Below are 23,961 nucleotides of genomic sequence, written 5' to 3' on the forward strand. Positions count from 1 at the left end.
TCCGAGTCACGGTCGGCGCCGGGGCGTCACCCGGGTCGGTTCCCGGGCGACGGCGTCACTGCTGGTGGTACGGCGCCACCACCACTTCTACTCGCTGGAACTCCTTGACGTCGGAGTATCCCGTGGTCGCCATCGACCGGCGGAGCGCACCGACGATGTTCGCGCGGCCGTCCCACGTCGGGGTCGGACCGTGCAGGACGTTCTCGAGCGGGCCGATCGTGCCGACCTCGACCCGGCGGCCGCGCGGCAGCTCGGGGTGGTGGGCCTCGGCGCCCCAGTGGAAGCCGCCGCCGGGGGCCTCCGCCGCGCGCGCCAGGGCGGTGCCGAGCATGACGGCGTCGGCGCCCATCGCGATGGCCTTGACCACGTCGCCGGCGGTGTCGAGGCCGCCGTCGGCGATGACGTGCACGTAGCGGCCACCGGACTCGTCCATGTAGTCGCGGCGCGCGCCGGCGATGTCCGCGACGGCCGTGGCCATCGGGGCGTGGATGCCGAGCGCCGCGCGGGTGGTCGAGGCCGCGCCGCCACCGAAGCCGACGAGCACGCCCGCGGCACCGGTGCGCATGAGGTGCAGGGCCGCGGTGTAGGTCGAGGCGCCGCCGACGATCACCGGGACGTCGAGCTCGTAGATGAACTTCTTGAGGTTGAGCGGCTCGGTGTTCTGCGAGACGTGCTCGGCGGAGACCGTGGTGCCGCGGATGACGAACAGGTCGACACCGGCGTCGACGACCGTCTGCGAGAACTCCTGCGTGCGCTGCGGGCTGAGCGACCCCGCGACCGGCACCCCGGCGGCCCGGATCTCGGCGAGGCGGGCGGTGATCAGCTCGGCCTTGACCGGCTCGGAGTAGATCTCCTGCATCCGCCGGGTGACGTTGCCGTCGGTGAGCGACCTGATCTCGTCGTAGTACGGCGTCGGGTCCTCGTACCGGGTCCACAGGCCCTCGAGGTCGAGCACGCCCAGGACGCCGAGCTTGCCCATCTGGATCACCGTGGCCGGCGAGGCGACGGAGTCCATCGGGGCGGAGAGGATCGGCGACTCGAAGGTGAACGCGTCGATCGTCCACTGCACGTTGACGTCGCGCGGGTCGCGCGTCCGTCGCGAGGGGACCACCGCGATGTCGTCGAACGCGTACGCCCGCCGTCCGCGCTTGCCTGCACCGATCTCGACTTCACTCACGCGGGACAGCCTAGCGGGCGGCCTCAGCGCGGGGCCCGGCCGCGACGACGGCGGCGGCGGAGCACCCGCAGCACCAGGCCCAGCAGCAGCGCGAGCACCACGAGCACGACGAGCAGCACGGCGGCGGCCTTCACGAGCAGCGCGGCACCGACGAAGAGCACGGCGAAGACCAGCCAGGCGGCGGCGTCGAGCACGAGGGGGCCGGGGGTGCGCACCCGGACGACGATACCGGCGGGGCGGACGCGAGCCGTGCCTCCCGGCCGTCGGCGAGCAGGCAGTCGGCGAGCCAGCCGAGCGGGATGAGGAGCGGGGCCGTGCGGCGCGGAGCGTCCACGCACGACCCCGCTCGGTGCGGATCCCGCCCCCACAGCGGGACCCGCGGGTCGACCGGCGCTACCGCGCCGAGTCGACGTCCTTGGCGAGCGTCCCCAGGTACAGCTCGATGACCTTCGGGTCGTCGGCGAGTTCACGCCCCGTGCCCGAGTACGCGTTCCTCCCCTGGTCGAGCACGTACCCACGATCGCAGATCTGCAGACAGCGTCGCGCGTTCTGCTCGACCATGATGATCGACACACCGGCCTTGTTGATCCGGCGGGTGCGGATGAACGTCTCGTCCTGCCGCACCGGCGACAGGCCGGCGCTCGGCTCGTCGAGCAGCAGCACCTTCGGGTCCATCATGAGCGCGCGGGCCATCGCGACCGACTGGCGCTCACCGCCGGACAGCGACCCCGCCCGCTGGTTCCGTCGCTGCGCGAGGACGGGGAAGAGGTCGTAGATGACCTCGAGGCGCTCGGCGAACTTCCGGGGCCGGAGGTAGAGCCCCATCTGGAGGTTCTCCTCGATGGACAGCGACGGGAAGACGTTGTTCGTCTGCGGCACGAACCCGACGCCGGCCTGGACGAGCTTGTTCGCCTTGAGGTTGGTGATGTCCTCACCCTGCAGGGTCACGGAGCCGTCGCGGACCGACACGAGCCCGAACAGCGCCTTGAGGAGCGTCGACTTGCCGGCGCCGTTCGGGCCGATGATGCCGATGAGCTCGCCCGGGTAGCAGTCGAGGTCGCAGCCGTTGAGGATGTTCACCCCGGGCAGGTAGCCCGCGACGAGGTCCTTCGCGCTGAGGACCGGCTCACCGCGGTCGATCGTCGCGGTGGCGCCCGTCGCGGTCGCGCCCGTCGCGGTCGCGCCCGTCGCGTCGGTCGCCGGACTGGAGGCGCTGCTCGCGTTCGTGGACTCGCTTGCGTCGGTCATCGGGTCGCCTCCTGCTCGTCCTCTTCGCGCTGTTCGTCTTCCTGCTCGACCTCGTCGGCGAGCTCCTCGTAGGTCTCCTCGGTGAGGAGCGAGTCGTCGCCCAGGTCGGTGTCGTGGTGGGCGCCGAGGTACGCGTCGATGACGGCCTGGTCGTCCATCACGGTGTCCGCCGGCCCCTCGGCGACGACCTTGCCCTCGGCCATCACGACCACCCAGTCCGAGATGTGCCGGACCATGTGCATGTCGTGCTCGACGAACAGCACGGTCATGCCGTCGTCGCGCAGGGACTGGATGTGCCCGAGGAGCGACTGGGTCAGCGCCGGGTTCACGCCGGCCATCGGCTCGTCGAGCATGATCATCGTCGGGTCGGACATGAGCGCCCTCGCCATCTCGAGGAGCTTCCGCTGCCCGCCCGAGAGCGAGCCGGCGTAGTCGTCCTGCTTCTCGAGGAGCTTGAAGCGGGCGAGCAGGTCCTCGGCCTTCGCCGTGATCTCCCGCTCGCGCTTCCGCCAGAGCGCCGGGACCAGACCGACGAAGAAGTTCTCTCCGGGCTGGTCGCGCGCGCCGAGCAGCATGTTCTGCATCACCGTGAGCCGCGAGAGCGCCTTGGTGAGCTGGAACGTGCGGACCATGCCCTTGTTCGCGATGTGCGTCGCGCTCGTCTTCTGCAGCGTGTCGCCGTCGAAACGGGTCCGCGCGCCCGGGCTCGGCTTGTCGAACCCGGTGAGCAGGTTGAAGAACGTCGTCTTGCCGGCGCCGTTCGGACCGATCAGCGCGGTGATCGAGCCGCGCTGGACCTCGAGGTGGTCGACATCGACCGCGGTCATGCCGCCGAAGCGCCGGGTGACGGTGTCGACCGTGAGGATCGGGTCGTCCTTCGGGTGCGCGTAGGTCTCAGACACTGAACGTCAGCTCCTTCTTGTTGCCGAGGAGTCCCTGTGGACGGAACACGATGAGGAGCATGAGCGCGACGCCGACGAGCACGTAGGAGAACTGCTCGGCCTGCTGCTGGTTCATGATCGAGTCGGGGATGAAGTCGCCCGCCACCGTGCGGATGAAGAGCCGGACGACGAAGAACAGCACCGCGCCGAGCACCGGGCCGAACACCGTCGCTGCGCCACCGAGGATGAGCGCCGTCCAGATGAAGAACGTCATCGAGCGGCCCATCGCGTCGGGTTGGACGGAACTCGGCAGGACGTAGACCACCCCGGCGAGCGCCCCGAGCGCACCGCCGAACACGAGCGCCTGCATCTTGTACGAGTAGACGTTCTTGCCGAGGGAGCGGACGGCGTCCTCGTCCTCCCGGATCGCCTTGACGACCCGACCCCAGGGGCTGCGCATGAGGAGGAACAGCACGAGCGTGAACAGCGCGACGAGACCCCACGCCGCGATCCGGATCCACCAGCCGTTGACGCCGTTGTTCGCGTACGTGAACCAGAGGATGGTCGTGGTGCCGTCGGGCAGCGGGCTGATCGCGTTGAACGGGTCGCGGTAGGTGGCGCCGGCGATGCCGTTCGACCCGCCGGTGGTGTCGGTCAGCAGGCTCGACCGACCGACCATGCGGATGATCTCGGCACCGGAGATCGTCACGATCGCCAGGTAGTCGCCGCGGAGCCGCAGGGTCGGGATGCCGAGGATGATCGCGAACACGATGGCGATCGCGAGGGCGATGAGCACCGCGACGACGAACGGCAGCCCGTTCGTGATCGAGATCGCGAAGCCGTACGCGCCGAGCAGCAGGAACGCCGCCTGGCCCATGTTGACGAGGCCGGTGAGGCCGAAGTGCACGTTCAGGCCGATCGCGGCGAGGGCGAACGCGGCCGTCGTGGGTGCCAGGGCCTCCTGGCTGAGACTGCTGAGCAGGTTGACGAAGTAGTCCATGACGCGCTCCCTTAGCCGATCCGCTCGGCGCGACCGAAGATGCCCTGCGGCCGGAACAGCAGGATGAGGATGAGGATCACGAGGGCCGTGGCGTACTTGAAGTCGCCCGGCAGCACGAGGTTCGTGAGCTCGACGACGATGCCGATGATCATCGAGCCGGCGAGTGCCCCGTACGCGGTGCCGAGCCCGCCGAGGGTCACGGAGGCGAACATGAGGAGCAGCAGCTGCAGGCCGGTCTGCCAGTTCACGCCGTTGAGCACGAGGCCGAGCATCACGCCGGACAGCCCCGCGAGGCCGGCGGCGAGCGTCCACACGAACCGGATCACCCGGTCGACGTCGATGCCGGACGCCGCGGCGAGCGCCGGGTTGTCCGACACCGCGCGGGTCGCGCGGCCGAAGCGGGTCTTGGCGAGGAACAGGCCGGTGGCGACGAGCACGACGAGCGCGATCGCCATCGCCACGTAGGACTGCACCGTCAGGGTGATGCCCGCGAACGAGACCGTCTCCGGGTTGCCCTGCTGGATGCGCACGGTCGAGGCGCCGAAGAAGTACTGGAAGAGGTACTGCGCCGCGATCGAGAGGCCGATCGTGACGATCATGAGCTGCGTCAGGCTGATGCGCTTGCGGCGCAGCGGCCGCCAGATCGCCGCGTCCTGCAGGTACCCGGTGGCGGCGCAGAGCAGCGTGACCACGATGCCGGTCACCCAGATGTTCCACCCGAGCTGGTTGGCGAAGACGTAGGCGAGGAGTCCGCCGAGGGTGACCTGCTCACCGTGCGAGAAGCTCGACAGCCCGGTCGTGCCGTAGATGAGCGAGAGGCCGATCGAGGCGAGGGCGATGAGGAGCCCGAGCCGGATGCCCGACGCGAACTGCTGCCAGGCCCGGGTGAAGCTGAAGCTGCTCGTGTCGGCCTCGGTGGTGGCGCCCTGCTGGTCGGAGAGCTGGAAGATCTGTCCCACGTTGGCACCGAGCGTCGCGTTGACGGTCCGCTTCGCGTCGGCGGCGTTCGTCAGGTACTGCCCCTCCGGCAGGGAGTCCTGGTCGACGCTGACGGTGTACCGCCCGGCCGTGGTGACCGCGACGGACCAGCGACCGGCGTCGTCGGTGCTCGCGGTCTGGTCGAACCCGCCGGTCCCCGTGACGTCGACGGCGACCCCGGCAGCGGGCTCCCGCTCGGAGTCGAGGATCGTGCCGCGGATGCAGCCGGTCGTCGGGCTCACCGCACACGGCTCGGTGGAGGCGGACGAGCTGGCGCTGGCGGACGGGCTCGCCGTCGCCGCCTGCGCCGCGGGCGACACTGCCCAGTCGATCGCGAAGGTGGCGAGGAAGGCCAGGAAGAGTACTGCGGCGAGGAGCAGGCGGCTGCGGCCTGGTGCCCCTCGGCGGAACCGGCGCCGCAGCGCTGGTCCCGGCGGAGTGATGGAACGCACGGGTGAGCCTCTCGTTCGGATGTCGAGGACCCTAGGCAGTCTTTGTGTCCCCCGTGTTTCCACCACGTTCCCTGGAGAAATCGTGCCGTAACCGTGATCCTGCACAGGTTCCTCGGTGTGCGCTGCTCCGGAATGCGCATCCACGCCCGCGCGTTACCATTGCTCATCCGGAACTCGTCGCTGCGTTCCCGGTGTCTCGACCACTTCAGTTCGCCCACGAAGGGGACCCATGGACCAGCCGGATCCGTTCGGATTCATCGGACTCACGTACGACGACGTCATGCTCCTGCCGGGGCACACCGACGTCATCCCGAGCGAGGCGTCGACGACGTCCCGGCTCACCAAGCGCATCTCGGTCAACGTGCCGCTGCTGTCCGCCGCGATGGACACCGTCACCGAGGCCCGCATGGCCATCGCGATGGCCCGCCAGGGCGGCATCGGCATCCTGCACCGCAACATGTCGATCGCCGACCAGGCCGCCGCGGTGGACAAGGTCAAGCGCAGCGAGTCCGGCATGATCACCAACCCGGTGACCACGACCCCCGACGCCACCGTGTCCGAGGTCGACGCGATCTGCGGGCAGTTCCGGGTCTCCGGCCTGCCGGTGGTCGAGGGCGACGGCAAGCTCGTCGGCATCATCACCAACCGCGACATGCGCTTCGTCGCACCGTTCGAGCACCAGACCACGCTCGTGCGCGACGTCATGACGAAGGCTCCGCTCATCACGGCACCGGTCGGGATCGACCCGGACGACGCCGTCGCGATCTTCGCGGAGCACAAGATCGAGAAGCTCCCGCTGGTCGACGAGGCCGGACGGCTCAAGGGCCTCATCACCGTCAAGGACTTCGACAAGAGCGAGAAGTACCCGGACGCCACCAAGGACGAGGGCGGTCGCCTGCGCGTCGGTGCGGCGATCGGGTTCTTCGGCGACGCCTGGCAGCGTGCGACCGCCCTCCTCGAGGCGGGCGTGGACGTCCTCGTGGTCGACACCGCCAACGGCGAGAGCGAGGGCGTGCTCGACATGGTGCGCCGCATCAAGGCCGACAAGGCCTTCGTCGGCGTGGACGTCATCGGGGGGAACGTCGCGACCCGAGCGGGCGCCCAGGCGCTCATCGACGCGGGTGTCGACGCGGTCAAGGTGGGTGTCGGGCCGGGTTCGATCTGCACCACGCGCGTGGTCGCGGGGGTCGGCGTGCCCCAGGTGACCGCCGTGTACGAGGCGTCGCTGGCGGCGCGCGAGGCCGGCGTGCCGGTCATCGCCGACGGTGGCCTGCAGTACTCCGGCGACATCGCCAAGGCCCTCGTCGCCGGCGCCGACACCGTCATGCTCGGCTCGCTCCTCGCGGGCACCGACGAGTCCCCCGGCGACCTGGTGTTCGTCAACGGCAAGCAGTTCAAGGCCTACCGCGGGATGGGCTCCCTCGGCGCGCTGCAGACCCGCGGCAAGAAGACGTCGTACTCCAAGGACCGCTACTTCCAGGCCGACGTCCCCTCGGACGACAAGCTCATCCCCGAGGGCATCGAGGGTCAGGTGCCGTACCGTGGCTCGGTCGCGAACGCCGTCTACCAGCTCGTCGGCGGCCTCCGGCAGTCGATGTTCTACGTCGGTGGCCGGACCGTCCCGGAGCTCAAGGCCCGTGGCAAGTTCGTCCGGATCACCCCGGCCGGCCTGAAGGAATCGCACCCGCACGACGTGCAGATGGTCGTCGAGGCGCCGAACTACAGCCGCTGAGCCCCAACGACCGACGCCCCGCTCCTCCCCGAGGAGCGGGGCGTTCGTCGTTCGGGGCACACACTGCTTGTGGGCATGCTCAGATTCATCACGGCTCTGTAACGAAACATCCAGGTGCGGATGATCGACACACGGGCGAAACACATCCGATCTAGCTTTCTCGACATCCCACGCGGGGCACACCGCGCTCGACCCGATGCGGTCCGGCTCCCGCGCAGAGAAAGGGCTCCACGGATGATCAGAACCACCCGTGCCACCTCGGCACTGGCCGTGGCGGGAGTCGCAGCGCTCCTGCTCGCCGCGTGTTCCACCACCTCGAGCGGCAACTCGCCTTCGGAGTCGGCCTCCGGCGGCGCGAAGAAGGACCCCGCCGCGAGCTGCAAGGCGCCGGACTCGCCGAGCACCGACGCCCTGAAGATCGGCACGATCCTGCCGCTCACCGGGTCGCTCGCGTACCTCAACCCGCCCGCCGAGTCGGGCGTCGGCCTGGCGGTCGAGGACATCAACGCCGCCGGGGGCGTCCTCGGCAAGGACGTGTCGATCAGCCCGGCGACGGACTCCGGCGACAGCAACGACATGACCGTGTCGAGCGCCGCCGCGACCAAGCTCGTCAACGCCAAGGTGCCGGTCGCGATCGGCGCCGAATCGTCGTCCGTCACGCTCAACGTCATCGACCAGCTCACGAGCAACTGCATCGTCGAGATCTCCCCCGCGAACACGGCGACCGACCTCTCCGGCTACTCGTCGTACTACTTCCGGACCGCTCCGCCGGACTCGGTGCAGGGTTCGGCGCTCGGCCAGCTCGTCACCGGTGACGGCAACGCCAAGGTCGCCTTCCTCGTGTTCAACGACACCTACGGCACGGGCCTGCGCAACTCCGTCCAGGCGGCGGTCGAGGCCTCCGGCGGACAGGTCGTCTACGGCGGCGAGGGCAAGGGACAGGAGTTCCCGCCCGGCCAGACCACGTTCTCGTCCGAGGTGACGGCCGCGCTCGACACGAAGCCGGACGCCATCGTCGTGCTCGCGTTCGACGAGACGAAGTCGATCATCCCCGAGCTCAAGGCGCAGAACGCCGACATGTCGAAGATCTACATGTCGGACGGCAACACGGCCGACTACTCGAAGGACTTCGACAAGGGCACCCTCGAGGGCGCGCAGGGCACCATCCCCGGCGCCTCGCCGAAGGACGACCTGAAGAAGCGCTTCGCCGAGTACTACCAGAAGTCCTCGGGCAAGGAGCTCGCCGACTACTCGTACGCGGCCGAGTCCTACGACGCCACCGTGCTCGCCGCCCTCGCCGCGGTGAAGGGCAAGGGCACCGACTCCGGCACGATCCAGGCGAACATGGCCGCGGTCTCCGGCGCGGACGGCGGCACCGAGTGCTCGACGTTCGAGGAGTGCTCGTCGCTGCTCGGTGACGGGAAGGACATCCACTACACGGGTCCGTCCGGCATCGGCCCGTTCGACGAGAACAACGACCCGTCGAGCGCCTACATCGGCATCTACAAGTTCGACGCCGACAACAAGCCCGTCTACCAGAGCGCCATCCAGGGCTCGGTGAAGTAGGGCTCCGGCTGTCCCGAACGGTCTGCGAAAGCGACAGTTCCCCGCGGCGCGCCCGCGGGGAACTGTCGCTTTCGCGGTGTGGGGGCGCGAGCGGTGTCGCTTCCACGGCACGAACGCGAGCTGGTCCGCCGCCCCGGCCGGACGGGAGGCGCGGCTCGCGCCCGGCGGGTCAGGCCGGGTCGGCCACCGGTGCGGGTCGGGCACCACGGCGCGCAGCCCGCGCGGCGGCGAAGCTGTCCACCGTCAGGATCACGAGCGCGAGCCAGACGATCGCGAAGCCCGCCCACCGCTCGGGCGGCATCGGCTCACGCTGCACGACCACCCCGACGAGCAGCTGCATCACCGGCGCGAGGTACTGCGTCAGCCCGAGGGTCGACAGGCTGACCCGGCGGGCGGAGGACGCGAACAACAGCAGCGGCACCGCGGTCGCCGGCCCGGTCAGCACCGTCACGAGGACGTGCACCCACCCCTCGCTCGTGAACGTCACCCCGCCGCCGAGGCCCGTCGCCCCCATCACGACGAGCGCGACCACGGCGAGCGGCAGCAGCCACACGGTCTCGATCGTCAGGCCGCTCAGGGCGTCGACCGTCCCGCCGACCCGCTTCTTCACGAGCCCGTACAACCCGAACGAGAACGCCAGCGCGAGGGAGATCCACGGCATCTGCCCGTACCCGACCGCGATCACGACGACCGCGACGACGCTGATGCCGACGGCCGCCCACTGCGCCGGACGGAGCCGCTCACGGAGCACGACGACGCCGAGGGCGATCGTGACGAGCGGGTTGATGAAGTACCCGAGCGCGGCCTCGACCGTGTGCCCCGTCGTCGTCGCCGCGACGTACACGGTCCAGTTCACGAGGATGAGGACCGCGGCGAGTCCCATCACGAGCATCACGCGGCGCTGCGCGATCAGGGAGCGGGTGCGCAGCCACGAGCGGGTGACGGCGATCGCGACCGCGCAGAACACCAGCCCGAAGACGATCCGCCAGGCGACGATCTCGAACGCGCCGGCCGGGGACATCGCCGCGAAGAGCAGCGGCATGAGTCCCCACAGCCCGTACGCGACGATCGCCTGGACGACACCGACGGATGCCTCGCTGCGGGCGGGTCGCGTGGTCGTCGGTTCATTCACGGAACCATCCTAGGAAGCCGGACCGACGCTGCCGACCGGCACCGTGCCGCTCCCCGTCGGCACGACCGCCACGCCGCTGGCGCGTCGCGTCGGAACCGGCGACGTGGGCCCAGGCCGGAACGCGCAGAGACCACCTGCCGGACGGGTGCCGGACGCACGGACGCCCCGCCGACCAGCTGGCCGACGGGGCGTTCGAGGTGTGGGCTGGGCTCAGCGCACGACGACCGCGAGGACGTCGCGGGCCGAGAGGACCAGCAGGTCCTCGCCCGAGTACTTGACCTCGGTGCCGCCGTACTTCGAGTAGATGACCTTGTCGCCGACGGCGATGTCCAGCGGGATGCGGTTGCCGTTGTCGTCGACACGGCCCGGGCCCACGGCCACGACCTCGCCCTCCTGGGGCTTCTCCTTGGCGGTGTCCGGGATGACCAGACCAGAAGCAGTGGTCTGCTCCGCCTCGACCTGGCGGATGACGATGCGATCCTCGAGCGGCTTGATGCTGACGGCCACGGTGACCTCTTCTTTCTCGGTACTGACTCGGTACAGATGGGAACCGGGTTGGCACTACGCACAGGAGAGTGCCAACGCCAACTCTAGGGGGTCGCTGGCACTCGGTCAATCCGAGTGCCAGCGCGGTGGACTCGGTGCCGCACCTGGGAGGATCGGAGGATGGACGCCGCCGAACTCGCCCAGCTGCTCACCCCCGAGGGGATGGCCCTGCTCGACCGTACTCCGAGCGTCTCCGACGGTGGCGAGATCGTCCGCGTGGTCTCCCGGCTGCGGAACGAGGGCCACGACCCCGGGCTCGTCGCCGCCGTCCTCACCCAGGCGAAGCTCCGCCAGAAGGCTGCCGGCAAGTTCGGACCGTTCGCCTCGCGCATGCTGTTCACCGAGGCGGGGCTCGAACAGGCCACCCGGCTCCAGGTCGCCGCGCAGCACGCCGGTCGCTTCGCCGCCGCCGGGCTCACGCGGGTCGCCGACCTCGGCTGCGGCATCGGGGGCGACGCGATGGCGATGGCCGCGCTCGACCTCGACGTCACCGCCGTCGACCGCGACGAGGTCACGGCGGCGGTCGCGACGCACAACCTGGCGCCGTGGGACTCCGCCCGGGTGGAGCTCGGCGACGCCGCCGCGTTCGACCTCGGGCGGGTGGACGGTGTCTGGATGGACCCGGCACGCCGCACCGCCGGACACGGGCACACCCGTCGGCTGGCCGACCCGGACGACTGGTCGCCGTCGCTCGACACGGTGTTCGCTGCGGCCACCACGAAGCCCACCGGCGTGAAGCTCGGCCCGGGCATCGACCGCGACCTGATCCCCGACACGGCCGAGGCGCAGTGGGTCTCCGTCGACCGCGAGGTCGTCGAGCTCGCCCTGTGGTTCGGCCCCCTCGCACGTCCCGGGATCTTCCGGGCTGCGACCGTCGTCGGGGTCCACGGCGTCGCGGAGCTGACCGCGGCCGCGGACGCCCCGGACGTCTCGGTCGGGACCCTCGGCACGTACCTCTACGAACCCGACGGCGCCGTCATCCGCGCCCGGCTCATCGGGGACCTCGCGAGGTCGCTCGACGGCAGGATGCTCTCCGACGGCATCGCCTACGTCACGTCGGACCGCGCCGTGACGACGCCGTTCGCGCAGGGGTTCCGGGTCCTCGACACGATGCCGCTCGACGTCAAGCAGCTCGCGGCACGGCTCGCGGCGGAGGACGTCGGGACGGTCGAGATCAAGAAGCGCGGGGTCGACGTCGACCCGGCGCAGTTCCGGAAGCGGTTGCGGCTGCGGGGCCGGCGTGCGGTCACGCTCGTGCTCACCCGCCTGGAGGGACGACACACCGCGATCCTGTGCGATCGGCTCGCGGACGTGGCCGGCTGACGACGACGGCGGCGAGCGCCCGTCCGGGCACCCGCCGCCGTGCGCTGTGGGCCGCGAGCGGTCAGAGGATGAAGGCGCCCGAGGTCCCGTAGTCGTCGTAGCCGCCGTACCCGTCCGAGCGTGCGATGCCGATGAGGACGAAGAAGAGCACGACGCCGAGGATGTACAGGGCGGTCATGATCCACCCACCGATGATCCCGGCGAGCGCCAGGCCGCGGCCGCCCTCGCCGGTCTGCTTGATCTTGCCGAGGGCGATGTGGCCCATGATCGCTCCGGCCGGGCTCGACAGGATGATGATCGGCCACACGATGATGCCCGCGAACGCGAACACGATCGACAGGATCGCGAGGGTGTTCGTCTTCGGGCGCTGGGCGTAGGGCTGGTAGCCGGTGGCGTAGGGGCCGCCGTACGCCTGGGACGACGCGGCGTAGGGGTTCTGCGGCGCGCTGTACGGGTTCTGCTGACCGTACTGGGCCTGCTGACCGTACTGGGCCTGCTGGCCGTAGGGGTTCTGCTGACCGTACTGGCTCTGCTGGCCGTACTGTGCCTGCTGGCCGTACTGGGCCTGCTGGCCGTACGGGTTCGACTGCCCCGGCTGCTGCCCGGGGGTCGCGTACGGGTTCGACGAGCCCGGCTGCTGACCGGGAGCGGCGTACGGGTTGTGCGGTGCCTGCGGAGCACTCGGCGGCTGCGGGGCACTCGGCGCGACCCCGGGCTCGTGCTCGGTCGACCCGGACGCGTGCGTGCCCTCGTGCGACGTCGGCGCGGCGTCACCGTGCGGGTCGTTCGGCTGACCGGGCTTCGGCCACTCGTTCTGATCGGACACGGTGTCCACCCTCCTCGACGCCGGGTCGGCGACGTCCTGTGAATCCTCCCACGCCGGTCCGACGGCGTCCGGAGACCCAGTCCGGGGGCAGGTGGTGTACTCGGAGGTGTCCGCCCGGCTCAGACCTGGACGGTCGTCACCGGAAGCGTCGAGTCGGCGGCGATGCCGAGGTCGCTCGGCGCATGTCCCTCGGCGACCAGCCGCGCCCCGACCGCGGCGATCATCGCGCCGTTGTCGGTGCAGAGGTCGAACGGCGGGATGCGCAGCGCCACACCGGCCGCCGCGCACCGCTCGGTCGCCACCGCTCGGAGCCGCGCGTTCGCCACGACACCGCCGCCGAGCAGGAGCCGGTCCACGCCGGTGTCGCGGCAGGCGTTCAGCGCCTTGGTCAGGAGCACGTCCACGACGGCCTCGCGGAACGACGCGGCGACGTCGGCCACGGGGACCTCACGTCCCTCGTCGCGGCACTTCTCGACCCAGCGCGCGACCGCGGTCTTCAGGCCGGAGAACGAGAAGTCGTACCGGTGCGCCGCCATGTCCTTCGGCAGCGTCAGACCGCGGGGGAACCGGATCGCCGTCGGGTCCCCGTCAGCGGCCGCCCTGTCGATCTGCGGGCCGCCCGGGTACGGCAGTCCGAGCAGCCGTGCGACCTTGTCGAACGCCTCGCCGGCGGCGTCGTCGATGGTCTCACCGAGGAGCTCCACGTCGCCGACCAGGTCGCGCACGAGCAGCAGCGACGTGTGCCCGCCCGAGACGAGCAGCGCCACGGTCGGCAGCTCGATCTCGGAACCGTCCGACCGCAGGACGTCGGCGCCGACGTGCCCGACGAGGTGGTTCACGCCGTACAGCGGCTTGCCCGTCGCCACCGCGAGCGCCTTCGCCGCACCGACACCCACCATGAGCGCTCCGGCGAGCCCCGGCCCCGCGGTGACCGCGACGGCGTCGAGCTCGTCGAGGGTGACGCCGGCCCGGTCGAGTGCTTCGCGCAGCGTGGGGGTCATGGCCTCCAGGTGCGCACGGGCGGCGACCTCGGGCACGACACCGCCGTAGCGCGCGTGTTCCTCCATGCTCGACGCGATGACGTTCGCGAGCAGGGTGGTCCCGCGGACGATGCCCACCCCCGTCTCGTCGCAGCTGGTCTCGATGCCGAGCACGAGGGGTTCAGCGGTGCTCATCGAGCGCCTCCTGTCCGATGGGCCCGACGGGACCCGAGCCGGTCGCCGCCGGCAGCTCCGCGCGCATCACCCACGCGTCGACGCCGTCCGGTTGGTAGTAGCGGGGCCGCGTCGCGATGTGCTCGAAGCCGAACGTCGTGTACATCGCCTGCGCGACCGGGTTGTCGGCGCGCACCTCGAGGAACACCTCGTGAACCCCGCGCCGCCGGGCCTCGTCGAGGAGCTCGGTGAACAGCGCCTTGCCCACGCCCCGACCGCGCTGCTCGGCGGCGACGGCGATGGTCTGCACGTCGGCGACGGGGTTGCCCGCGAGCGATGAGAGCCCGGCGTACCCGACGACGGTCGGCGCCTGCCCCTCGGCGACGGTCTCCACCACGACGTAGTACCCGTGCGGCGAGTAGAGCTCGCCGGACATCTGCGACGCGGACCACGCGTCCGTCGGGAACGACACGTGCTCGAGCCACATGATGTCGTCGAGGTCCTGCGGGTGGGCCGGCCGGAGCCGCAGCCCGTCGGGGAGGGCCGTCACCGGACGACCCGCTTCGGGGCTCCCGGCATCGTGACGTCGGGGTCGCGCAGGTAGAGCGGGGTGTCGTCGGCGAAGGGCGCGCCGGAGGCGAGCCGGTCCGCGGCGAGCGCACCGAGCCTCCAGGCCGGGATCGCGACGGCGGTGACCCGCTCCCAGGCGGCCGCTTCCGGACGGGAGGCGCGGATCGCCTCGTCCAGGTCCGCCGGCTTGGCGAGTCCCGGGCCGGCGACGCGGACGCGGTCCGCGTCGTACGCGGACCAGTAGACCTCGCGGCGGCGGGCGTCCGTCAGCACGACGAACGGACCGGCCTGCGGCTGGTCCGCCGCGACGGCGTCGTGGCTGACCAGCGGGAGGAAGGGGATGCCGCGGGCGGCGGCGAAGGTGCGGGCTGCGGCGATGCCGACGCGCAGGCCGGTGAAGGGGCCGGGGCCCATGCCTGCCACCACGCCGCTGACCTGTGCGCGGGTGGCACCGGCCTCGGCGAGGACCTCGGCGAGGAACGGGCCGATGACCTCGGCGTGGCGACGGGAGTCGTCGGTGGTGCGCTCAGCCAGCGCCCGGCCGGAGGCGGGGTCGACGAGGGCGACGGACGTCCCGGCGGAGGTGTCGATCGCGAGCAGCACCAGACCATCGTAGGCGGCGCGGAGGTGGCGAGCGCTCAGAGCCGGACGCCGTCCCAGCGGGAGCCGGTCGCGGTGACGATCACCCGTCGGGGTTCGTCGGGCACGTCGTCCGGGTCCACGTCCTCGTCGCCGCCGGGTTCGCCGGCACCGCCGGTCGCCCGGACGATCTCGACGTCGAGCACGTCGTCGGAGATGCCGTCGATGAAGCCGCGCCCCCACTCCACCACGACGATCGAGCCGTCCCAGTCGAGGTCGAGGTCGTCGAGCTCCAGCGGATCCGACAGGCGGTAGGCGTCGACGTGCACGAGGTCCGGGCCGCTCGTCGTCGGGTGCGTCCGGGCGAGCACGAAGGTCGGGCTGGAGACCTGCCCCCGGGCACCGAGTGCGGCGCCGAGCCCTCGGGTGAGCGTCGTCTTGCCGGCACCGAGCGGCCCGGTGAGCACGACGAGGTCCCCCGCCCGCAACACCGCGGCCAGCCGGGCTCCGAGCCGTCCCATCTCCTCCGTCGTGGAGACGGTCGTGTCGAGCAGGACGCGCGGCTCGGTCACCGCTCGCCCCGGAGGTACTCGGCGACGTGCCCCTCGGCCTCGTGCCCCTCGTACACGCGGGGCACCCGCTCGCCGATGCGGCAGACGATCTCCTCGCCGATGGTGTCGAGCGCAGCACCCCACTCGAGCACCGTCATCTCGCCGTGCTCCCCCGTGCCGAACAGCGTGACCGCGTCGCCGACCCGGACGTCGTCGTCGCCGACGTCCACGAGGAACTGGTCCATCGCGACCCGGCCCGCGATCGGGTACCGCTTCCCGTTGATCGCGACCTGCACCCGTCCCTGCGCCAGGCGCGGCACACCGTCCGCGTACCCGACCGGGACGAGCGCGAGGGTCGTCTCGGCGGTCGTCCGGTAGGTGTAGTCGTAGGAGACGCCCGTGTCGACCGGCACCCGCTTCGTCTTCGCGACCGAGGCGCGCAGCGTCATCACGGCTTCCAGACCGAGGTCGGCGGCCGAGACGCCGTCGGCACCCGGGATGCCGAACAGGTTCGCGCCCATCCTGACCATGTCCTTGCGGAACTCCTTGCGCTCCAGACCCGCGAGCGAGGCTGCGACGTGGCGCACCGGGATGTCCAGTCCGGCGTCCTCGGCCTGCTCGACGGCGTCGTCGAACGCCGCGACGGACGCGGTGTCCTCGTCGTCCGAGGACTCGGCGAGGTGCGTGTACGCGGCGACGACCTCGATCCGGCCGGCACGCTGGGCGTCGAGCGCGGCGGCGACGAGGGCGGGCCAGTCCTCCGGCGTCGCGCCGTCGCGGTGGAGGCCGGAGTCGAAACCGAGGTGCACCCGCGCGGGTCGGTGGTCGACCGCGTCGACGACTCGCTGCAGCTCGGGCACGTTCGAGACCCCGAGGTCGATCGCGGAGTCGATCGCGTCGCGGAAGTCGAGGTCCGGGGCGTGCTGCCACGTGAACACGCGGACGTCCTCGTCGACCCCGATGGCGCGCAGACGGAGGGCGGCCGGGACGGTCAGCACGCCGATCCACCGCACGCCGGCGTCCACCGCGGCGAGCGCGATCGGCTCGAGGCCGTGGCCGTAGGCGTCGGCCTTCATGATCGCCATGAGCTCGACGGGTTCCATCCACTCGCGGACGAGGTCGAGGTTCGCCCGGTACGCATCCAGGTCGATCGACGCCTGTCGCAGTGAGGCGCTCACGTGGTCCTCCGTTCGACGCTGCGGCCGATGCGGGCGACGACCTCGTAGTTGATCGTGCCGATCGCGTCGGCCCACTCCTCGACCGCGGGGTCGCCGTACGCCGGGTCGCCCCACAGCACGACCTCGTCGCCGACCCGCACGTCGGCGTCCCCGATGTCGATGTGCATCGCGTTCATCGCCACCCGGCCCACCACGGGGTAGCGGGCATCGCCGATCCGCACCGACACGTGGTTGCCGAGCGCCCGGTCGAACCCGTCGGCGTAGCCGAGACCGATCACGGCGAGTCGGGTGTCGTGCTCGGCCCGCCAGGTGAAGCCGTAGCTGGCGCCCTCACCGGCCCGGACCGGGACGGTGCGCAGGACGGCCGCCGTGACGCGCATCGCGGGACGGAGACCGAGGTCGGCCGAGGTGCGGTCCGGGAACGGGCTGAGCCCGTAGAGCGCGAGTCCGACCCGCGTGAGGTCGTGCCGGGTCTCGGGGACGGCGATGCTGGCCGCACTCGCCGCCAGGTGCACCACATCGGGCACGACACCGTTCGCCGCGAGGCCGTCGAGGGCGCGCTGCAGCGCCGCGTCCTGGTCGAGGTCGTCGGCTCGTGACGCGTTCGACAGGTGTGACATGAGGCCCTCGACGCGCGTCCGCGAGCCCTGACGCGCGATGCGCCCCGCGGTCTCGAACAGTTCCGCCCACTCGGACTCGACGGCACCGTTCCGGCTCAGCCCGGTGTCGACGCAGACGTGCACGGCGGGCACCTCGGAGTCGGCCGCCGCGGCGAGCTGCGAGACGCTGGAGACGGCGGGCGTGATGTCGAACTGCGCCGCGCGGCGGAAGTCCTCGTCGGGTGCGTGCAGCCAGGCGAGGATGCGGACGCCCTCGTCGATGCCGGCCTGGCGGAGGGCGATGCCCTCATCGATGTCCGCCACGCCGAGCCACTCCGCGCCCGCGTCGACGAACGCCCGCGCGGCGTCCGCTGCGCCGTGCCCGTACCCGTTCGCCTTGACGACCGCGATCACGCCGGACGGAGCCACCTGTTCGGCGACCGTCGCGTAGTTGGCGATCAGGGCCTCCCGGTCGACCGTGATGCCGGTGAACGCGCTCACCGCGCGTCACCGCCTCCGGCGATCAGCGGCAGAGTCCACCCCTGGCGATCGACCGTGACGCCGGTGAACGCGCTCACCGCGCGTCACCGCCTCCGGCCTGGAGGCACGGGTGCAGCCGCGCCGATCGGCGCGGCTCGAGCAAGTGGCTGGTCAATCCGGCTTCCCTTCGATGATCACGAACGCCGTCGCGATCCCTCCATCGTGCGACAGCGACAGGTGCACGCCCGTCACGCCGCGCTGGTCCGCGACCCGCCGTGCGCCCTCGTGCAGGGTCAGCGACGGGTTCCGCTGGTCGTCCGCGACGACCTCGAGCTCCTGCCAGCTCAGCCCGGCGCTCGTCCCGAAGGCCTTGATCAGCGCCTCCTTCGCCGCGAACCGGGCCGCGAGCGACGCGATCGGACGCGGTTCTCCGTCGCGGAGCAACTCGGCCGGCGTGAACAGGCGCGTCCGGAGCGCCGGGGTGCGATCGAGCACACCCCGGAACCGCTCCAGGTCGACCACGTCGACGCCGATGCCGATGATCACGAGCGACTACTCGACGGTGACCGACTTCGCGAGGTTGCGCGGCTGGTCGACGTCGAGGCCCTTCGCGGCGGCGAGCTCCATGCCGAACATGTGCAGCGGCGCCACGGCGAGGAGCGGCTCGAACAGCGGCTTCGCGAGCGGGATGCGCAGGACCTCGTCGGCGAACGGCAGCACGGCCGCGTCGCCCTCTTCGGCGATGGCGATCACCCGGGCGCCGCGGGCGCGGATCTCCTGGATGTTCGACACGACCTTCGGGTGCAGCGACCGGCTGTCGCGCGGCGACGGCACGATCACGAAGACGATCTGGCCCGGCTCGATGAGCGCGATCGGACCGTGCTTGAGCTCGCCCGCCGCGAAGCCCTCGGCGTGGATGTACGCGAGCTCCTTGAGCTTGAGCGCGCCCTCGAGCGCGATCGGGTACCCGACGTGACGGCCGAGGAACAGCACGCTGCGGGAGTCGGCCATCCAACGGGCGAGGTCCTTGATGCCCGCGGCGTCCTCGATGGTCTGCTGCAGCTTCGGCGCCAGACCCTCGAGCTCGGCGACGTGCTCGGCGATCTCCTCCGCGGTGAGCGTGCCGCGCAGCGTCGCCAGGTGCAGGCCGAGCAGGTACAGCGCCACGCCCTGCGCGATGAACGCCTTCGTGGAGGCGACCGCGACCTCGGGGCCGGCGTGCGTGTAGATCACGGCGTCGGACTCGCGCGGGATCGTCGCGCCCTGCGTGTTGCAGATCGAGAGCACCTGGGCTCCCTGCTCGCGCGCGTACTTGACGGCCATGAGCGTGTCCATGGTCTCGCCGGACTGGCTGATCGAGACCACGAGCGTGCGGTCGTCGAGCACCGGGTCGCGGTACCGGAACTCGTGCGCGAGCTCGACCTCGACGGGGACGCGTGCCCACTGCTCGATGGCGTACTTGCCGAGGAGTCCGGCGTACGCGGCGGTACCGCAGGCGATGACGATGATCCGCTCGACCCGCTGCAGCCGGTCCGCGATCGGGTCGAGGTCGGTCAGCGTGACCGCGCCGTCGTGCACCCGGCCGAGGACGGTCTTCGCGACGGCCTCGGGCTCCTCGCTGATCTCCTTCGCCATGAACGACGACCAGCCGCCCTTGTCGGCCGCGGAGGCGTCCCAGTTGACCTCGAACTCACTCGGCGTCGCCGGGGTGCCGTCGAAGTGGATGACGTCGACCCCGTCCGGGCGGATCGTGGCGATCTCGTCCTGGCCGATCGCGAGCGCCCGCTGCGTGTAGGCCACGAACGCCGCGACGTCGGAGCCCATGAAGTTCTCGCCGTCACCGAGGCCGACCACGAGCGGCGAGTTGCGACGGGCACCGACCACGACGCCCGGCTGGTCGGCGTGGACGACCAGGAGCGTGAAGGCACCCTCGAGCCGCTGCACCACCCGCTGCATCGCCGCTGTCAGGTCGCCGGTCTCGCGGAACGCCGCCGCGACGAGGTGCGCGGCGACCTCGGAGTCGGTCTCGCTGTGGAACGTCACGCCCTGGGCGAGCAGCTCGTCCTTGAGCGGGGCGAAGTTCTCGATGATGCCGTTGTGGATGAGCGCCAGCTTGCCGTCGTCCGCCAGGTGCGGGTGGGCGTTGCCGTCGGTCGGTCCGCCGTGCGTCGCCCAGCGGGTGTGGCCGATGCCGGTGCTGCCGTCCGCGATGGGGTTGGCGTCGAGCTCGTCGACGAGCGCCTGGAGCTTGCCGGCCTTCTTCGCCGAGGCGAGTTCGTGCGAGCCGTCGACCACGGCGATGCCCGCCGAGTCGTAGCCGCGGTACTCGAGACGACGGAGGCCCCCGAGGAGGACGTCCTGGCTGCTGTTGCTGCCGACGTAGCCGACGATTCCACACATGGGAACGATCCTAGGGTCTGGCTGGACGACGACCCTGCGAAGTCCCAGGGCTGGGGATAACGTTCTGGACATGGGCCGGTTCGACGACATCGAGATCACCACGTTGCACGGGGAGCACACCACGTTCGGGGCGTTCTCGGACAAGGCCGTGCTCGTGGTGAACGTCGCCTCGCGGTGCGGCCTCGCGCCGCAGTACGAGCAGCTCGAAGCCCTGCAGAAGCGGTACGGCCCGCGCGGCTTCACGGTCCTCGGCTTCCCGAGCAACCAGTTCCTCCAGGAGCTCGGCTCGTCCGAGGCGATCGAGGAGTACTGCTCGACGACCTGGGGCGTGACGTTCCCGATGTCCGAGAAGGTCAAGGTCAACGGCAAGGGCGCCCACCCGCTCTACCAGGCACTCAAGGAGACCCCGGACAGCGCGGGCAAGGCCGGCCGGGTCAGCTGGAACTTCGAGAAGTTCCTCGTCGCTCCTGACGGTACGGTCACGCGGTTCCGCCCGACGACGAAGCCCGACGCCCCCGAGGTCGTCGCCGCCATCGAGGCGGCCCTGCCCGCCTGACGGTGCCGACGGGAGGCGCGGTGCACGTGAGCCGGTCGGCTCACGTGATCAGGGCCTCCCGTCTGTACGCTCGTCCCCATGCCGATCACGGACACCACCGTCGCGCACCCGACCCCCTTCGTGGAGATCCCCCGCGACGAGTGGGCGCAGCTCGCACCGAAGGAGCACCTGTCGCTCACCGAGACCGAGATCGTGCAGCTGCGCGGACTCGGCGACCGGCTCGACATGCGGGAGGTGCAGGAGGTCTACCTGCCGCTGTCCCGGCTGCTGACCCTGTACGCGGCCGGCGCTCGAAACCTGCACGCGTCGACCTCCGCCTTCCTCGGGGAGCGCGCGAGCCGGACGCCGTTCGTCATCGGCGTCGCCGGGTCCGTCGCGGTCGGCAAGTCGACCGTCGCCCGACTGCTGCGTGAGCTGACGAAGCGCTGGCCGGACACACCGCGGGTCGAACTCGTGACCACCGACGGGTTCCTCTACCCCAACGCCGAACTCGAACGCCGCGGGATCATGGACCGCAAGGGCTTCCCGGAGTCGTACGACCGCCGGAGCCTGCTGCGGTTCGTGAGCCAGGTCAAGAGCGGTGCAGCCGAGGTCCGGGCGCCGTACTACTCGCACCTCGTGTACGACATCGTGCCCGACGCCGAGGTGGTGGTCCGGCAGCCGGACATCCTCATCGTCGAGGGACTCAACGTCCTCGCGGCCCCGACGAACGGACGACTCGCCCTGTCGGACCTGTTCGACTTCACGATCTACGTCGACGCCAAGACCAAGGACATCGAGTCCTGGTACGTCGACCGGTTCCTCGCCCTGCAGGAGGAGGCGTTCTCCAGCCCGGACTCGTTCTTCCACCGCTTCGCCTCGCTGTCCCGCGAGGACGCCGTCCGCACCGCGACCGAGGTGTGGCGGGCGATCAACGAGCCGAACCTCATCGAGAACGTGCTCCCGACGCGCTCCCGGGCGACCCTCGTGCTCAAGAAGGGCGCGAACCACAAGGTCAACTCGGTGCTGCTCCGCAAGATCTGATGCGGGGGCGCGCCCACGGAACCATGTTCCGGACACAGCACCGTGATCTTCCGTGGTGTCGTGTCCGGAACTTGGTTCCGGCAGGGACGGTCCTACGCGGCGTCCTCGATCCTCAGCCGCTCGCGCACGACGGCGGCGAGCGACTCGGCGACGCGGGTCGCGTCCGCCTGGGACGCCGCCTCGACCATGACCCGCACGACGGGCTCGGTGCCGGACGGCCGCAGCAGCACCCGTCCGGAGTCGCCGAGCTCGGCGGTGGCGGCGGCGACGGCGTCCTGCACGCCCTGGTCGCCGAGCCCCTCACGATCGACACCGCGCACGTTGAGCAGCACCTGCGGGAAGACGGTCATGCAGGCCGCGAGCTCCGCCAGGGACTTGCCCGTGCGCGCCATCTCGGACACGAGGTGCAGCCCGGTGAGGATGCCGTCGCCGGTGGTGGCGTACTCGTTGAAGATCACGTGACCGGACTGCTCGCCGCCGAGTGAGAAGCCGCCCTCGTTCATACGCTCGAGCACGTAGCGGTCGCCCACGGCGGTCTGCTCGACGGTGATGCCGTTCGCGGCCATGGCACGGATGAGCCCGAGGTTCGACATGACCGTCGCCACGAGGGTGTCCGAGGCCAGGTGCCCGCGCTCCTTGAGGGAGAGCGCGAGGATCGCCATGATCTGGTCGCCGTCGACGACGTTGCCCGCAGCGTCGACCGCCAGGCAGCGGTCGGCGTCACCGTCGTGCGCGATGCCGACGTCGGCACCGTGTTCGAGGACGGCCGCGGCGAGGTTGTCGAGGTGCGTCGAGCCCACGCCGTCGTTGATGTTCACGCCGTCGGGGTCGGCACCGATCACGGTGATCCGGGCACCGGCGTTGTGGAACACCTCGGGCGAGACGGCCGAGGCGGCACCGTGCGCGCAGTCGAGGACGACGTGCAGGCCGTCCAACCGGGCCGGCAGGGTGCTCAGCAGGTGGACGACGTAGCGGTCCTCGGCGTCGGCGAACCGGGTGATCCGCCCGACGTCACCGCCCGTGGGGGTGGGCGCCGAGTGGTCGTGCATCGCGGCCTCGATGCGGTCCTCGACCTCGTCCGGGAGCTTGCGGCCACCGGTGGCGAAGAACTTGATCCCGTTGTCGGGCGCGGGGTTGTGGGACGCGGAGATCATCACGCCGAAGTCGGCGTCGATGTCCGCGACGAGGAACGCCGCGGCGGGGGTGGGGATGACCCCGGCGTCGAGCACGTCGACACCGGCGGAGGCGAGCCCGGCGGCGACGGCCGCGCCGAGGAACTCACCGGAGACGCGCGGGTCGCGCGCCAGGACCGCGCGGGGACGCGGTCGACCGGACGCCCGGCGGGCGTCCGCATGGTGTCCGTGTGTGAGCACGGCCGCGCTGGCCTGGGCGAGACCCAGAGCCAGCGCGGCCGTCAGCTCGCCGTTGGCGAGACCACGAACACCGTCGGTACCGAACAGACGCGGCATTGCGATCGGGGTTCGGTGCGCGACTAGCGCTTCGAGAACTGCGACGCCTTGCGGGCCTTCTTGAGACCGGCCTTCTTGCGCTCGATGACGCGGGCGTCACGGGTGAGGAAGCCGGCCTTCTTGAGCGCCGGGCGGTTGTTCTCGCGGTCGATCTCGTTCAGCGCACGCGCGATGGCGAGGCGCAGCGCACCGGCCTGACCCGAGGGCCCACCACCGGTGATGCGGGCGGTGACGTCGTAGGCGCCGAGGAGCTCGAGCACCTTGAACGGGTCGTTGATCAGCTGCTGGTGCAGCTTGTTCGGGAAGTAGTCCTCGAGCGTGCGGCCGTTGACCGTGAACGCGCCGCCACCGGGGACGAGGCGGACGCGGGCGATGGCCTCCTTGCGGCGCCCGACGGCACCGCCCGAGACGTTGAGGATCTGGCGGGGAGCAGCCTCGGTCGCGACGGGCGCGCTCTCGGTGGTGAAGCTCTCCGGGGTCTGGTCGATGGAGTCAGCGATCTGTGCCATGAGTCTTTTCTGTCCTTGAAGTCGTCGTGGCC

Annotated in this window: 24 protein-coding genes; 5 read left to right on the forward strand and 19 right to left on the reverse strand. The window is 71.0% G+C overall.

Annotation, left to right across the window (positions count from 1 at the left end; all coding sequences use genetic code 11):
* Positions 1 to 55 precede the first annotated feature (55 nt).
* From Csp2054_RS06890 to Csp2054_RS06915, 6 genes are all read right to left on the reverse strand, one after another.
* Complete coding sequence (locus Csp2054_RS06890; protein ID WP_096898575.1) at positions 56 to 1,177, reverse strand: GuaB3 family IMP dehydrogenase-related protein; 1,122 nt, start codon at positions 1,175 to 1,177, stop codon at positions 56 to 58.
* A gap of 23 nt (positions 1,178 to 1,200) precedes the next feature.
* Positions 1,201 to 1,392 carry a hypothetical protein gene (locus tag Csp2054_RS06895; RefSeq protein WP_096898576.1) on the reverse strand — a complete coding sequence of 64 codons (192 nt, stop codon included), beginning with the start codon at positions 1,390 to 1,392 and terminating at the stop codon, positions 1,201 to 1,203.
* 178 nt (positions 1,393 to 1,570) lie between these two features.
* A complete protein-coding gene (locus Csp2054_RS06900) occupies positions 1,571 to 2,425 on the reverse strand; it encodes an ABC transporter ATP-binding protein (RefSeq protein ID WP_255252645.1) in 855 nt (284 codons plus the stop codon).
* Positions 2,422 to 3,327, reverse strand: coding sequence for an ABC transporter ATP-binding protein (locus Csp2054_RS06905; RefSeq protein ID WP_096898577.1), 906 nt, complete (start codon positions 3,325 to 3,327; stop codon positions 2,422 to 2,424). The genes Csp2054_RS06900 and Csp2054_RS06905 overlap by 4 nt, the downstream gene beginning before the upstream one ends.
* Entirely contained in the window at positions 3,320 to 4,306 is a 987-nt protein-coding gene (locus tag Csp2054_RS06910) for a branched-chain amino acid ABC transporter permease (protein WP_096898578.1), read from the reverse strand. The genes Csp2054_RS06905 and Csp2054_RS06910 overlap by 8 nt, the downstream gene beginning before the upstream one ends.
* Before the next feature lie 11 nt (positions 4,307 to 4,317).
* Positions 4,318 to 5,736 (reverse strand): branched-chain amino acid ABC transporter permease, encoded by a 1,419-nt coding sequence (locus Csp2054_RS06915; RefSeq protein ID WP_255252646.1) that lies wholly within the window; start codon positions 5,734 to 5,736, stop codon positions 4,318 to 4,320.
* 229 nt (positions 5,737 to 5,965) lie between these two features.
* Between Csp2054_RS06915 and guaB the strand changes: the two genes are divergently transcribed.
* The gene (gene guaB, locus Csp2054_RS06920; protein ID WP_096898579.1) at positions 5,966 to 7,468 is read left to right on the forward strand and encodes an IMP dehydrogenase; all 1,503 of its coding nucleotides are present in this window, start codon (positions 5,966 to 5,968) and stop codon (positions 7,466 to 7,468) included.
* Between the two features lie 234 nt (positions 7,469 to 7,702).
* Positions 7,703 to 9,034, forward strand: a complete 1,332-nt coding sequence (locus tag Csp2054_RS06925; RefSeq protein ID WP_096898580.1) for an ABC transporter substrate-binding protein — start codon at positions 7,703 to 7,705, stop codon at positions 9,032 to 9,034.
* 169 nt (positions 9,035 to 9,203) lie between these two features.
* Here Csp2054_RS06925 and rarD read toward each other — a convergent pair whose 3' ends face one another.
* Complete coding sequence (gene rarD / locus Csp2054_RS06930; protein ID WP_096898581.1) at positions 9,204 to 10,166, reverse strand: EamA family transporter RarD; 963 nt, start codon at positions 10,164 to 10,166, stop codon at positions 9,204 to 9,206.
* Between the two features lie 210 nt (positions 10,167 to 10,376).
* Positions 10,377 to 10,673, reverse strand: coding sequence for a co-chaperone GroES (gene groES, locus Csp2054_RS06935; RefSeq protein ID WP_022904625.1), 297 nt, complete (start codon positions 10,671 to 10,673; stop codon positions 10,377 to 10,379).
* A 159-nt stretch (positions 10,674 to 10,832) separates the two neighbouring features.
* Between groES and Csp2054_RS06940 the strand changes: the two genes are divergently transcribed.
* Entirely contained in the window at positions 10,833 to 12,035 is a 1,203-nt protein-coding gene (locus tag Csp2054_RS06940; RefSeq protein WP_096898582.1) for a class I SAM-dependent methyltransferase, read from the forward strand.
* Between the two features lie 61 nt (positions 12,036 to 12,096).
* Here the strand turns inward: Csp2054_RS06940 and Csp2054_RS18370 are convergent, their stop codons facing one another.
* The 9 genes from Csp2054_RS18370 to glmS all read right to left on the reverse strand — a co-directional run bounded on the left by Csp2054_RS18370 (position 12,097) and on the right by glmS (position 20,372).
* On the reverse strand, positions 12,097 to 12,861 hold the full coding sequence (locus Csp2054_RS18370) for a DUF4190 domain-containing protein (protein ID WP_217990881.1): 765 nt from the start codon (positions 12,859 to 12,861) through the stop codon (positions 12,097 to 12,099).
* A 119-nt stretch (positions 12,862 to 12,980) separates the two neighbouring features.
* Positions 12,981 to 14,036 carry a tRNA (adenosine(37)-N6)-threonylcarbamoyltransferase complex transferase subunit TsaD gene (gene tsaD / locus Csp2054_RS06950; RefSeq protein ID WP_096898583.1) on the reverse strand — a complete coding sequence of 352 codons (1,056 nt, stop codon included), beginning with the start codon at positions 14,034 to 14,036 and terminating at the stop codon, positions 12,981 to 12,983.
* The gene (gene rimI / locus Csp2054_RS06955; protein WP_255252647.1) at positions 14,023 to 14,565 is read right to left on the reverse strand and encodes a ribosomal protein S18-alanine N-acetyltransferase; all 543 of its coding nucleotides are present in this window, start codon (positions 14,563 to 14,565) and stop codon (positions 14,023 to 14,025) included. The genes tsaD and rimI overlap by 14 nt, the downstream gene beginning before the upstream one ends.
* Positions 14,562 to 15,188 (reverse strand): tRNA (adenosine(37)-N6)-threonylcarbamoyltransferase complex dimerization subunit type 1 TsaB, encoded by a 627-nt coding sequence (gene tsaB, locus Csp2054_RS06960; RefSeq protein WP_096898584.1) that lies wholly within the window; start codon positions 15,186 to 15,188, stop codon positions 14,562 to 14,564. Before tsaB ends, rimI begins: the two co-directional genes overlap by 4 nt.
* Before the next feature lie 35 nt (positions 15,189 to 15,223).
* Entirely contained in the window at positions 15,224 to 15,736 is a 513-nt protein-coding gene (gene tsaE / locus Csp2054_RS06965) for a tRNA (adenosine(37)-N6)-threonylcarbamoyltransferase complex ATPase subunit type 1 TsaE (protein WP_317951580.1), read from the reverse strand.
* Entirely contained in the window at positions 15,733 to 16,893 is a 1,161-nt protein-coding gene (gene alr, locus Csp2054_RS06970) for an alanine racemase (RefSeq protein ID WP_176491598.1), read from the reverse strand. The genes tsaE and alr (Csp2054_RS06970) overlap by 4 nt, the downstream gene beginning before the upstream one ends.
* Positions 16,890 to 17,993 carry an alanine racemase gene (alr, locus tag Csp2054_RS06975; RefSeq protein ID WP_096898586.1) on the reverse strand — a complete coding sequence of 368 codons (1,104 nt, stop codon included), beginning with the start codon at positions 17,991 to 17,993 and terminating at the stop codon, positions 16,890 to 16,892. Before alr (Csp2054_RS06975) ends, alr (Csp2054_RS06970) begins: the two co-directional genes overlap by 4 nt.
* A gap of 150 nt (positions 17,994 to 18,143) precedes the next feature.
* Entirely contained in the window at positions 18,144 to 18,518 is a 375-nt protein-coding gene (locus Csp2054_RS06980) for a holo-ACP synthase (protein ID WP_096898587.1), read from the reverse strand.
* A gap of 6 nt (positions 18,519 to 18,524) precedes the next feature.
* On the reverse strand, positions 18,525 to 20,372 hold the full coding sequence (glmS, locus tag Csp2054_RS06985) for a glutamine--fructose-6-phosphate transaminase (isomerizing) (RefSeq protein ID WP_096898588.1): 1,848 nt from the start codon (positions 20,370 to 20,372) through the stop codon (positions 18,525 to 18,527).
* 70 nt (positions 20,373 to 20,442) lie between these two features.
* Between glmS and Csp2054_RS06990 the strand changes: the two genes are divergently transcribed.
* The gene (locus tag Csp2054_RS06990; RefSeq protein ID WP_176491599.1) at positions 20,443 to 20,928 is read left to right on the forward strand and encodes a glutathione peroxidase; all 486 of its coding nucleotides are present in this window, start codon (positions 20,443 to 20,445) and stop codon (positions 20,926 to 20,928) included.
* 78 nt (positions 20,929 to 21,006) lie between these two features.
* Complete coding sequence (gene coaA, locus Csp2054_RS06995; RefSeq protein WP_096898589.1) at positions 21,007 to 21,951, forward strand: type I pantothenate kinase; 945 nt, start codon at positions 21,007 to 21,009, stop codon at positions 21,949 to 21,951.
* 92 nt (positions 21,952 to 22,043) lie between these two features.
* On the opposite strand, the gene glmM is transcribed toward coaA, so the two are convergent.
* Both glmM and rpsI read right to left on the reverse strand, forming a co-directional pair.
* The gene (gene glmM, locus Csp2054_RS07000; RefSeq protein WP_096898590.1) at positions 22,044 to 23,420 is read right to left on the reverse strand and encodes a phosphoglucosamine mutase; all 1,377 of its coding nucleotides are present in this window, start codon (positions 23,418 to 23,420) and stop codon (positions 22,044 to 22,046) included.
* A gap of 23 nt (positions 23,421 to 23,443) precedes the next feature.
* Positions 23,444 to 23,929 (reverse strand): 30S ribosomal protein S9, encoded by a 486-nt coding sequence (gene rpsI, locus Csp2054_RS07005; RefSeq protein WP_096898591.1) that lies wholly within the window; start codon positions 23,927 to 23,929, stop codon positions 23,444 to 23,446.
* Positions 23,930 to 23,961 lie beyond the last annotated feature (32 nt).

The organism is Curtobacterium sp. 'Ferrero' (genome assembly GCF_002412165.1).
Classification (GTDB): Bacteria; Actinomycetota; Actinomycetes; order Actinomycetales; family Microbacteriaceae; genus Curtobacterium.

What these genes read in the sequence shown, in the direction of transcription:
- coaA (WP_096898589.1), top strand. Translation starts at nt 21,007, where the DNA reads ATGCCGATCACGGACACCACCGTCGCGCACCCGACCCCCTTCGTGGAG.
- Csp2054_RS06900 (WP_255252645.1), bottom strand. Translation starts at nt 2,425, where the DNA reads ATGACCGACGCAAGCGAGTCCACGAACGCGAGCAGCGCCTCCAGTCCG.
- tsaD (WP_096898583.1), bottom strand. Translation starts at nt 14,036, where the DNA reads ATGAGCACCGCTGAACCCCTCGTGCTCGGCATCGAGACCAGCTGCGAC.
- Csp2054_RS06990 (WP_176491599.1), top strand. Translation starts at nt 20,443, where the DNA reads ATGGGCCGGTTCGACGACATCGAGATCACCACGTTGCACGGGGAGCAC.
- rpsI (WP_096898591.1), bottom strand. Translation starts at nt 23,929, where the DNA reads ATGGCACAGATCGCTGACTCCATCGACCAGACCCCGGAGAGCTTCACC.
- glmS (WP_096898588.1), bottom strand. Translation starts at nt 20,372, where the DNA reads ATGTGTGGAATCGTCGGCTACGTCGGCAGCAACAGCAGCCAGGACGTC.
- guaB (WP_096898579.1), top strand. Translation starts at nt 5,966, where the DNA reads ATGGACCAGCCGGATCCGTTCGGATTCATCGGACTCACGTACGACGAC.
- Csp2054_RS06940 (WP_096898582.1), top strand. Translation starts at nt 10,833, where the DNA reads ATGGACGCCGCCGAACTCGCCCAGCTGCTCACCCCCGAGGGGATGGCC.
- Csp2054_RS06910 (WP_096898578.1), bottom strand. Translation starts at nt 4,306, where the DNA reads ATGGACTACTTCGTCAACCTGCTCAGCAGTCTCAGCCAGGAGGCCCTG.
- glmM (WP_096898590.1), bottom strand. Translation starts at nt 23,420, where the DNA reads ATGCCGCGTCTGTTCGGTACCGACGGTGTTCGTGGTCTCGCCAACGGC.
- Csp2054_RS06925 (WP_096898580.1), top strand. Translation starts at nt 7,703, where the DNA reads ATGATCAGAACCACCCGTGCCACCTCGGCACTGGCCGTGGCGGGAGTC.